The sequence below is a fragment of the Frankia sp. CeCAU1 genome (assembly GCF_977971845.1).
Genome location: NZ_CDWWXA010000031.1, coordinates 20,276 through 30,014 on the forward strand (window position 1 = coordinate 20,276; position 9,739 = coordinate 30,014).

10 protein-coding genes are annotated in these 9,739 nt (G+C 71.7%); 2 read left to right on the top strand and 8 right to left on the bottom strand.

Translation table 11 applies throughout. The features are described from left to right. The 7 genes from AC08OO_RS08230 to AC08OO_RS08260 all read right to left on the bottom strand — a co-directional run. The coding region (locus tag AC08OO_RS08230; protein ID WP_476618388.1) for an MFS transporter at positions 1-1,164 on the bottom strand (1,164 nt) is incomplete at its 3' end. Positions 1,165-1,282: 118 nt separating this feature from the next. Next, on the bottom strand, positions 1,283-2,692 hold the full coding sequence (locus AC08OO_RS08235; RefSeq protein WP_476610675.1) for an acyl-CoA carboxylase subunit beta: 1,410 nt from the start codon (positions 2,690-2,692) through the stop codon (positions 1,283-1,285). Positions 2,693-2,922: 230 nt separating this feature from the next. Further along, the gene (fabF, locus tag AC08OO_RS08240) at positions 2,923-4,149 is read right to left on the bottom strand and encodes a beta-ketoacyl-ACP synthase II (RefSeq protein ID WP_476610674.1); all 1,227 of its coding nucleotides are present in this window, start codon (positions 4,147-4,149) and stop codon (positions 2,923-2,925) included. After that, entirely contained in the window at positions 4,146-4,394 is a 249-nt protein-coding gene (locus tag AC08OO_RS08245; protein ID WP_011437861.1) for an acyl carrier protein, read from the bottom strand. Before AC08OO_RS08245 ends, fabF begins: the two co-directional genes overlap by 4 nt. Before the next feature lie 192 nt (positions 4,395-4,586). After that, the gene (locus AC08OO_RS08250) at positions 4,587-5,534 is read right to left on the bottom strand and encodes a beta-ketoacyl-ACP synthase III (protein ID WP_476618389.1); all 948 of its coding nucleotides are present in this window, start codon (positions 5,532-5,534) and stop codon (positions 4,587-4,589) included. Next, positions 5,531-6,571: an ACP S-malonyltransferase gene (locus tag AC08OO_RS08255; RefSeq protein ID WP_476610672.1), complete on the bottom strand. Its 1,041-nt coding sequence runs from the start codon at positions 6,569-6,571 to the stop codon at positions 5,531-5,533. Before AC08OO_RS08255 ends, AC08OO_RS08250 begins: the two co-directional genes overlap by 4 nt. A gap of 216 nt (positions 6,572-6,787) precedes the next feature. Further along, positions 6,788-8,335 (bottom strand): PucR family transcriptional regulator, encoded by a 1,548-nt coding sequence (locus AC08OO_RS08260; RefSeq protein WP_476610671.1) that lies wholly within the window; start codon positions 8,333-8,335, stop codon positions 6,788-6,790. A gap of 228 nt (positions 8,336-8,563) precedes the next feature. Here AC08OO_RS08260 and AC08OO_RS08265 point away from each other — a divergent pair, with 228 nt between their 5' ends. Next, the gene (locus AC08OO_RS08265; protein ID WP_011437857.1) at positions 8,564-8,788 is read left to right on the top strand and encodes an RNA-binding S4 domain-containing protein; all 225 of its coding nucleotides are present in this window, start codon (positions 8,564-8,566) and stop codon (positions 8,786-8,788) included. Between the two features lie 50 nt (positions 8,789-8,838). Here the strand turns inward: AC08OO_RS08265 and AC08OO_RS08270 are convergent, their stop codons facing one another. Further along, entirely contained in the window at positions 8,839-9,366 is a 528-nt protein-coding gene (locus AC08OO_RS08270; protein ID WP_476610670.1) for a lytic transglycosylase domain-containing protein, read from the bottom strand. 31 nt (positions 9,367-9,397) lie between these two features. On the opposite strand from AC08OO_RS08270, the gene AC08OO_RS08275 reads away from it, so the two are divergent. Further along, positions 9,398-9,739 (top strand): recombinase family protein (locus tag AC08OO_RS08275; protein ID WP_476618392.1); only part of this gene is annotated, 342 nt, incomplete at its 3' end.

Below are 9,739 nucleotides of genomic sequence, written 5' to 3' on the forward strand. Positions count from 1 at the left end.
GGCGCGCGCGCCGAAGGCCTGGGCGACCCAGCCGGCGATCGGGCCGCCGACCGGCGTTGTGCCGAGGAACGCGACCGACCACAGCGCCATCACCCGCCCACGCATCGCCGGGTCGGCCGAGAGCTGGACCGTGGCGTTCCCGGTCGAGATGAAGGCGACGCTCGTCGCGCCCAGCAGCACCATCGTCGCGATCTCGAGCGGCAGCGTCGGCGCGGCGGCGGCGAGCAGCAGGATGACACCGAAGGTCATCGCGGTCAGGCTCAGTGCCCGGGGCCCAATCCGGCGGCGGCGGGCGACCAGCAGGCCGCCGACGACCGCGCCCGCCCCCATGGCCGAGGTCATCAGGCTGTACGTGGCTGCGGTGCCCCCGAAGGTCTCCCGGGCCAGGAGCGGCAGCACGACCTGGAACTCGTAGGACAGCGTGCCGATCATCACCATCATGACCAACGGTACGCGCAGCGCCGGCGTGCGGCGCACGTAGGCGAAGCCGGCCCGCAGCTGCCCCGGCGCCCGGTGTATCGGCGGATGATCGTACAGCGCTGAGATGTCCATGCGGTGCAGGGCGAACAGGACCGCGCCGAAGGAGGCCGCGTTGATGAGGAAACAGCCGGCGGTGCCCGCGAGCACGATGACGACGCCGGCGATCGCCGGGCCGACGATGCGCGCCGCGTTTATCGCGACCGAGTTCAGGGTGACCGCGTTCGGAAGGTGCTCCGGCCCGACCATCTCCTGGACGAAGCTCTGCCGGGCCGGGTTGTCAACGGCGTTGCACAGGCCGATGAGCGCGGCGGCCACCCCGACCATCCAGAGTTGGGCCGTACCGGTGAGGTCGAGGATGCCCAGTGCCAGCGCGGCGAGTCCGGAGCCCACCTGCGTGCAGATCAGCAGGCGGCGCCGGTCCGTCCGGTCGGCGAGCAGACCGCCGTAGGGCCCGAAGAACAGCACCGGCAGGAACTGGGCGGCGGTGACCAGGCCGAGCGCCGTGCCGGAGGCGCCGAGCGAGAGGACCAGCCAGCCGAGGGCGATGGTCTGCATCCATGTCCCGCAGAGTGAAACGATCTGGCCGCCGAGGAAGAGCCGGAAGTTCGGCACCCGCAGGGCAGCGAACGTGCCACCGGGCGCCTTCGATGCCGAACCGGCTACCTTCTCCATCTGCAGGGTCATACGTGCACCTCCAGGGAGGGCAACGCCGGCCGGCAGATCGTTATTTCGCATCAGGTAAACATTTTCCTCCAGGGTGGACTCTCGTAACAGAATGGCTCTGATAACAGGGATCCGGATGTTACAGGGGGATGTTGCCGTGCACGTTCTTGTCGGTGCGGGAACGGGTCAGCGCGTCGGCGAGGGCGGAGGCAACCGCGCCCCGGGTGGCGGCGGGGGTGACGACCGCGTCGACGACGCCGAGTTCCACGGCGCGGTCGATGCCACCGACGGTGCGGATGTGCTCCTCGGTCAGCTCCGCCAGGACGCTGGGGCGGCGCTGGGCCGGAACCTCGGCGAGCTTGCGACGGTGCAGAATGCCGACGGCGGCCTCGGCGCCCATGACGGCGACCTGGGCGGTCGGCCAGGCATACACGGCGGTCGCGCCCAGGCTGCTGGCGTTCATCGCGATGTACGCTCCGCCGTACGCCTTGCGGGTCACGACGGTGACGCGCGGCACGGTGCATTCGGAGAATGCGTAGAGCAGCTTCGCTCCCCGCCGGACCACGCCTTCCCATTCCTGGCCCACACCCGGCAGGTAACCGGGCACGTCAACGAGCACGACCAACGGAACACCGAAGGAGTCGCACATCCGGACGAACCGGGAGGCCTTCTCGGCCGAGGTCGCGTCGAGGCATCCACCACGGCGCAGCGGGTTGTTCGCGACCACCCCGATGGTACGTCCGCCGAGGCGTCCCAGCACCGTCACGATGTTCGGCGCCCACCTCGGGTGGAGCTCGACGGCCTCGTCCTCGTCGTCGAGCACCGCCTTCACGAGCGGGCGCACGTCGTAGGCCCGCCGAGGATTGTCGGGCAGCAGTTCCCCGAGCTCGCGTCCGGTGACGGGGCCGATGTCGCGCTGATCGGCCAGCAGCACCGCGACCGCCCGGGTCCGCTCGACGGCCTCGTCCTCGGAGTCGCAGGTCACGTGCACGACGCCGCTGCGCCTGGAGTGCACGTCCGGCCCACCCAGGCTGTCGGCGGTGCATTCCTCACCGGTCACCGAACGCACCACGTCCGGGCCGGTGACGAACACCTTCGCCCCTGGGCCCATGATGACGATGTCGGTCAGGGCCGGCCCGTAGGCGGCTCCGCCGGCGGCGGCCCCGAGCACGAGCGAGAGCTGCGGGATCCGACCGGAGGCCCGCACCGTGGCGGCGAAGATCCGGCCGACTCCGTCAAGCGAGGCGACACCCTCCTGAAGCCGGGCGCCTCCCGAGTGCCAGATCCCGACGACCGGGCAGTTCATCCGGACGGCGGACTCGATGGCATGAACGATGCGGGCACAGCCGTCGCGCCCCATCGCGCCACCCTGTACCGTCGGATCTGTCGCGAAGGCGACAACCTCGTTCCCGCCGACAAGCCCTTGCCCGGCAACGACTCCGGACTGGTCGCCGACCGCGAACAGCGACAGGGTGTCTGGATCGAAAAACCGGGCGAGCCGAGCCTGAGGTGTGCGGGGGTCGACTCGGTCGATCGTGGACAGACTCACCGTGCGTCTCCTTGCCTGAGCGGCGTCGGACTGCTTCGCAGGAGGCCGATACGCGACCACCTGTGGTATGCGCCGGCTTCCGCTGGGCACTCGGTCCGGCGACCATGACGCTCGCCGAAACGGCGGGCGGTGCCGCGGCGGCGGTGGGGTGGCCGGCGCCGCCGCGGGTGACATCGGTTGGTGGTGGTGCGGGCGGTGGACGTCTGACCAGCCGACCGGCCGGCCGGCGGTCAGGCGGTGAAGGCCAGGCAGATGTCGTGACCGCCGAACCCGAACGAGTTCGACAGCGCGGCGCCCGGGCGGATGGTCCGGTTGTCGATCCGCACGACGTCGAGCGCGATCTCGTCGTCGAGAGCGTCGAGGTTGCGCGTCGCGGGAACCAGGTGCTCCCGCAGCGCCAGGACGCTGAACACGGCCTCTACCGCGCCGGCGGCACCGAGCAGGTGCCCGGTGGTCGACTTGGTCGACGTCACCGCGATCTCGTCGATGTGGTCGCCGAAGGCGCTGCGCAACGCCAGCGCCTCCGCCGCGTCACCGGCGGGGGTGGACGTGGCGTGGGCGTTGACGTGGACGACGTCACGGGGTTCCAACGAGCCGGACCGCAGCGCCGCCCGGATCGCCCGGGCCGCGCCGGCACCGGTCGGCTCCGGCGCGGCGATGTGGTAGGCGTCCGAGCTGATGCCGGCGCCGGCCAGGGTGCCGTGGACCCGGGCACCGCGGGCGGCCGCGTGCTCGGCCGCCTCGAGGATGAGGATTGCCGCGCCCTCGCCGAGCACGAAGCCGTCCCGTCCCTTGTCGAACGGACGGGAGGCGGCCTCGGGTGCGTCGTTGCGGCGGGACAGCGCCTGCATCTGCGCGAAGCCGGCCATGGTCAGCGCCGAGATCGCAGCCTCGGTACCGCCGGCGATCACGACGTCGGCGCGCCCGGCCCGGATGATGTCCAGCGCCAGCGCGATGGCCTCCGAGCCGGAGGCGCACGCGCTGACCGGGGCGTGCACCCCCGCCTTCGCGCCGAACGCCAGGCCCACGGTGCTGGCCGGGCCGTTCGGCATGAGCATCGGCACCAGGTGCGGGGATACCCGCCGGGGGCCCTTCTCCCGGATCACGTCATGCTGGTGGAGCAGGGTGAGCACGCCCCCGATCCCCGAGGCCACACACGCGGCGAGGCGTTCCTGGTCGACCTCGGGTGAGCCCGCGTCAGCCCACGCCTCACGCGCGGCGGTCAGAGCCATCTGCTGGCTGCGGTCGAGGGTACGAGCCTCGACCCGACCCAGCGGCGGCTCGACCGCCAGCGGCGCGGCGATATGGACCGGGAGCTGCTCGACCCAGCCCTCGGTGAGACGCCGGACGCCGGAGCGGCCCGAGAGCAGACCCTCCCACGTCGAGGCGACATCGCCACCGAGGGGAGTAGTAGCCCCGAGGCCGGTGACGACGACCTGCCTGGGGGTCGTGGTCACGCCGCGACACCCGCCCGCTGGATGTAGGAGACCGCGTCACCGACGGTCTTGAGGGTCTTCACGTCGTCGTCCGGGATCTTCACCCCGAACTTCTCCTCCGCGGCGACGACCACCTCGACCATGGACAGCGAGTCCACGTCCAAGTCGTCGATGAAGGTCTTGTCGGCCGTCACGTCGGCCGGGTCGACACCGGCGACCTCTTCGAGGATGACGGCGAGACCGGCGAGGATGTCAGCTTGGGACATGATCGTTCCTCCTGATGGGATGTTGTCGGTCGGTGGCGGGTGGTGCGCGGGGCTGCCGTGTACCAGCGCGGAAGCGCGGGCGCCTGGATCAGGGGCGTGGTCGGGCTGATGGTCATCGGACGCCTCGCCGCAGTGCGGTGCGGGACGGTCGCGGTGCGGTGTCGAGGGTTGGTCGAGGGTTGGTCGAGGTTGTCAGGGGCAGCGCACGAGCTGCCCGCAGTAGGTCAGGCCGGCACCGAAGCCGAACAGCAGCACCGGGTCTCCCCGGCGGATCTCGCCGCTCTCCAGCAACCGGCTGAGTCCCAGCGGAATGCTTGCGGCGGAGGTGTTGCCGGCGTCGACCACATCGCGGGCAACGGCGGCGTTCGTAGTGCCGATACCCGTCACCAACGCTTCGACGACCCGCAGGTTAGCCTGATGCGGAACGATACCCGCGAGGTCCTCGGGTGCCACGCCGGCCTGCTCGCAGATCTGGCGGAGAACCGGGACCAGGGAGATCGCCCAGCGGAACACCGCCTGGCCCTCCATGCGGAAGGAGTTGTCGCCGTAGCCGGGGACCTGGATCGTCTCGGGCCGGGATCCGTCGTGCCCCCAGACCGCCGGGCCGATCTCGTTGGTCTCCGCCGGGCCGATCACGACTGCTCCGGCGCCGTCGGCGAGCAGGATGCAGGTGCTGCGATCGTCCCAGTTGGTGTAGTCCGACAGCCTTTCGGTGGCCACCACGAGCACGTTGCGCAGGGTGCCAGCGCGCACCATGTCGGCGGCCGTCGACACCGCGTAGCTGAAACCGGCGCAGGCGCCGTTGATGTCGAACGCCCCGGCCCGGCCGGCCCCGATGCGATGGGCGATCTGCGGACCGGCACCCGGGATCTGGGAGGGAGAGGTACAGGTCGCCCCGATCACCAGATCGATCGAGTCGGCGGTGAGGCCGGCGGCGGCGAGCGCCTTCTCCGCGGCCGCGGCGCCCATCGCGACGATGGTTTCCTCGTCGTCGGCGATACGCCGGCTGGCGATGCCGGTACGGGCCTGGATCCAGGCGTCGGAGGTGTCGACCCGTTGGGCGATCTCGTCGTTGGTCACCACCCGGGCCGGACGGTAGACGCCGAGGCCGAGCATGCGGGCACCGGTCAGCTCGGTCATGCCAGCGCTCCCACCAGGGCGTCGTCCGTCGTCGAGCCCGGTGGAGTTCCGGGGGTTGGGTCCGCCAGGCTTGCCAGGCTCGCCGGGACCGCGCTCAGGAGTTCGGCGCCGAGGTACTCGGCGACCAGCTCGCGGGCCGCGGGCAGGTCGTCGGGGCTCTTCACCGCGTGGATCGTGGCACCGGGCAGTTCCCGGCGGGCGATCCCGGCGAGAGCGCCGGCCGGGGGGAGTTCGATGACCGCACCGACCCCGAGATCGCGCAGCGTCGCGAGGCACAGGTCCCACCGGACCGGCGCCGCGACCTGGGCCACCAGCCGGCTGATCAGCTCGGCCGGGTCGGTGACGATCGCCCCGTCGGCGTTGGACAGCGCGGCGGCCCGCGGTACCCCGGGCCGGAGGCCGCCCGCGACCGCGGCCAGCGCGTCGCGCGCGCAGGACATGTGCCGGGTGTGGAAGGCGCCGGCGACGGACAGGGGACGCAGCCGGACACCCGCGGGCGGCTCCGCGGCGAGCCGGGCGAGGTCGCGGGCGGTGCCGGCGGCGACGATCTGCCCGGCACCGTTGCGGTTGGCGGCGGTCAGGCCGAGTTCACTCAACCGGGCGGCCACCGCCTCGGGATCACCGCCGAGCAGCGCCGTCATGCCGGTCTCGACCCGGGCGGACGCCTCGGCCATCGCGCGTCCCCGCAGGGCCACCAGGACGAGGGCCTCCTCGGCAGTGAGGGTGCCGGTGAGGGCCGCGGCGGTGATCTCGCCGACGCTGTGACCGGCCAGCACCAGGGTGTCCGGTCCGACCGGGGAGGTGACCGGCAGCCCAAGCTGTTCGGCCGCGATCAGCCCGCTCGCGACGATCAACGGCTGGGCGATCGCCGTATCCCGGATCGTCTCGGCGGGCGCCTCGCACCCGGCTTCGAGCAGGTCGATCCCGACTGCGGCGGACCACCAGCGCAGCCGTTCTTCCGCCCCCTCGAGACCGCGCCAGGCGCGGAGCTGTCCGGGGGTCTGTGCACCCTGGCCGGGCGCGAGGATCGCGAGCACCTCTTCACCTAACCCCTCACGAGGACCGGTTGTCGCTGGCGGCCACTCACCGATGTGTCGACCGGCTGTTGTAGGTGTCCTACAAGCCGATCTGTTTGGATCGGACGTTGCTGCGCGACGCCGACATCGGCCTGGAATGGCATGACGGACCTGCAAAGTAGTTCGATGTGACCATTCTCGCGCGGGGGTGAGAGGGTCGTGGGACGACTTGAATGATCATGTTTTGCCTGTAGGTAACACACCGTCGAGGCGTCCCAGAACGAGCGCAATATGCAGGATGAAGCGTTCGCGGTGGTCCGCCGGATCCAGCCCGCACACCTCGGCGGCCTTACGGAGTCGGTAGCGGACCGTGTTGGTGTGGAGATACAGCGCCCGGGCCGTCGCCTCCAGCGACGAGCCGAAGTCGAGATAGGCCCCGGTGGTCTCCAGCAGCGGGGTACCGGCGTCGCGCAGCGGGGCGTACACCTCGTCGATGAGCGCCCGCCGGGCGTCGACGTTCCCCGCGAGGGCGAGTTCCGGGAGCAGAGCGCGGGCCATGACCGGCCGGGGTGCGGCCGGCCAGGCGGCGACCACGTCCGTGGCGGCGAGGGCGACCCGCGCCGCGTGCGGTGCCCCGGTCAGGTCACCGACCACCGGGCCGACCACCACCGGGCCCGGCCCGCAGGCGGGAAGCAGTGCCCGGGCCGCGTCGAGGACGGTGTTCACCGGCGCGGTGCCGCCGGCCGGGCGGGTACCCGCGGTGGCGGGAGGTTCGACGCTGTTCTCCGGCTGGAGGGTCATCTCGGGACGGCCGATGCCGTCCCTGCCGGCAGTGAAATTCCCGCCGACCACCATCACCAGGCGATCGTGGTGGACCCCGGCGAGAACCTCCAGCTGGGCCATGCGGGCGAGCCGGTGCACCTCATCGACCACCACCTCCGGCGAGTTGCTCCCGGCCGTGCCGACGATGACGGTGACGGACGGCGGGTTACGCCAGCCCACCGCGGCCGCCCGTGACGGCAGCGCCCGGTCGACCTCGCCCCGGACCACGTGGTCGACGACCAGCGCCTCCAGCCGGGCGTCCCAGGCACCGCGTTCCTCGGCGGCGCGGGCGTAGACGACCGCGCCGGCAAACGCGATGTCACGGGAGTAACGCAGGACATCGGCGAGCAGCCGTTGTTCGTGCTCCGGGCCGGCCAGGTTCGGCACCTCGGCCTCGATCGCCTCCACCGCGACCCGGACCAGATCGACGAGTCGGCGGAAGGTCACGGCGCGGACGAGTTCCCGCGGGGCGACCCGGAAGACGTCCTCGGACAGATCCCGGGCGTGTTCGGGCCGCCGGCACCACTCCACGAACGACGAGATGCCGGCCTGCACCACGAGCTGAATTCCGGCGCGGTGACTCGCCGACATGGCCGGGAACCAGGGCAGCGCCTCCGCCATCCGGGCCGCCGCCCGGGATGCGAGCATCCCGCTCGACCGTTCCACCCGGCGGATCACCTCGCTGGTGCTTTCTCCGCCGGATGTGCTCCCGGTCGATGTGGGTCGGGCCTGGTCGCCGGCGGGTCTGGGGCTGGCCCCGCCGGCCGACCACGGGTTGCCCAGATCGGGGATACGCGGCTCCGGGTAGTCGACGGATTGCTCCGGCGCCGGCTCGGTTTCGGGGCTCGGTTCGATCTCGCCTGCCGGTGTCGGGACGGGGGGCGCCACCGGTTCAAGGCGGGCTGTCCCAGTCACTGTGTCCGAGGAGGAATCCGAGGAGGAGGCTGCCACGTCCGTCAGCATGCCTCAGCCGTCCCGCACCCTGTGTATTGCCGGTCCCGTCATGTTGCCGGCCCCGTCATGTGGCTCCGACGGGTGGTGCGGATGGGGGCCCGGTCCTGATCGGTCGGGATGCCCCGGTCGGTCGGGCCTGGTCCCGGGCGTGGAATTCATCGAACGGGGGATGGCGTCGAGGCGGGGAAGGCCACAGGAGCAGGAGCTAGGCGTGGGAGTGGGGCGGGAGCGGAGGCGATGCGGGATGCTGCGGGCATGCGCGAGGTGAGCATTCGTGGAGACGGGATACGGCTGGGGCAGTTCCTCAAGCTCGCGGATGTGGTCGAGGCCGGATCCGAGGTGAAGGAGCTGCTCGCGGGCGGGATGGTGCGGGTCAACGGGGAGGTCGAGACCCGGCGGGGCCGGCAGCTCGCGCCGGGGGACGAGGTTGCCGTGGCCGGCGAGGCACTTCGGGTCCTGTGAGCCATCGCCACGACTCTGCCGGTCGCCGGGCGTCTGCCGGTCGCCGGGCGTCAGAGCCGGTCGGAGTAGGTGGCCGCCCAGTCGTGGACCTTTGCCACGTAGGCCCTGGTCTCCTGGAAGTCGGGGATGCCCCCGGCGGTTCGCACGGCGTCCGGGCCGGCGTTGTAGGCGGCGAGGATCAGCGAGACCCGGTCACCGGGTAGATACCCGACCTCCTGGGCGAGCCGGGCCTCGTAGAAGGCCGCGGACGGGATGGCGTCGAGCGGGTCGAGTGGGTCGGTGATCCCGTCGTGGTTACCGTCGATCCCGAACTCGGCCCAGGTGGTGGGGAGGAACTGCATGATGCCCCGGGCGCCGGCGCGCGAGACCGCCTGCGCGTCGAACTTGCTCTCCACCCGGGCCTGCGCCGCGAGCTGCGCGGCGGTCAGGACACCGTAGGTCGCCGCCGCGGACCGGAAGACCGGGACCAGGTCGTCGGGCACGTCGACGTGGGGGTACCGCAGCACGCCGCAGCCGCTCATCAGGGTGATGACGATGAACGCGGCCAGGGGTGAAAGCTGCTGCCTGCCGAGCGTCATCTAGCGTCCCTTGGAGGTGTATAGTGACCATGTGAACCTCAAGGAGTGGGCCGAGTCGCAGGGCGTGTCATACACATCGGCGCGCCGCTGGCACCGCGAAGGCACACTCCCCGTCCCCACCCGCCGGGTTGGCCGACTGATCCTCGTCGGTGACGTCGAGGCGCGACCGGCACCGGCCGGCGTCACAGCGGTGTACGCCGGGGTGTCGTCCGCCGACCAGAAGGCCGACCTTGACCGGCAGGTCGCACGGATCACGACCTGGGCAGCCGGGCAGGGCATGGCCGTCGGCAAGGTTGTCACCGAGGTCGGCTCGGCACTCAACGGCCACCGGCGGGAGTTCCTCGCGCTGCTGCGCGACCCGCAGGTGGCGACC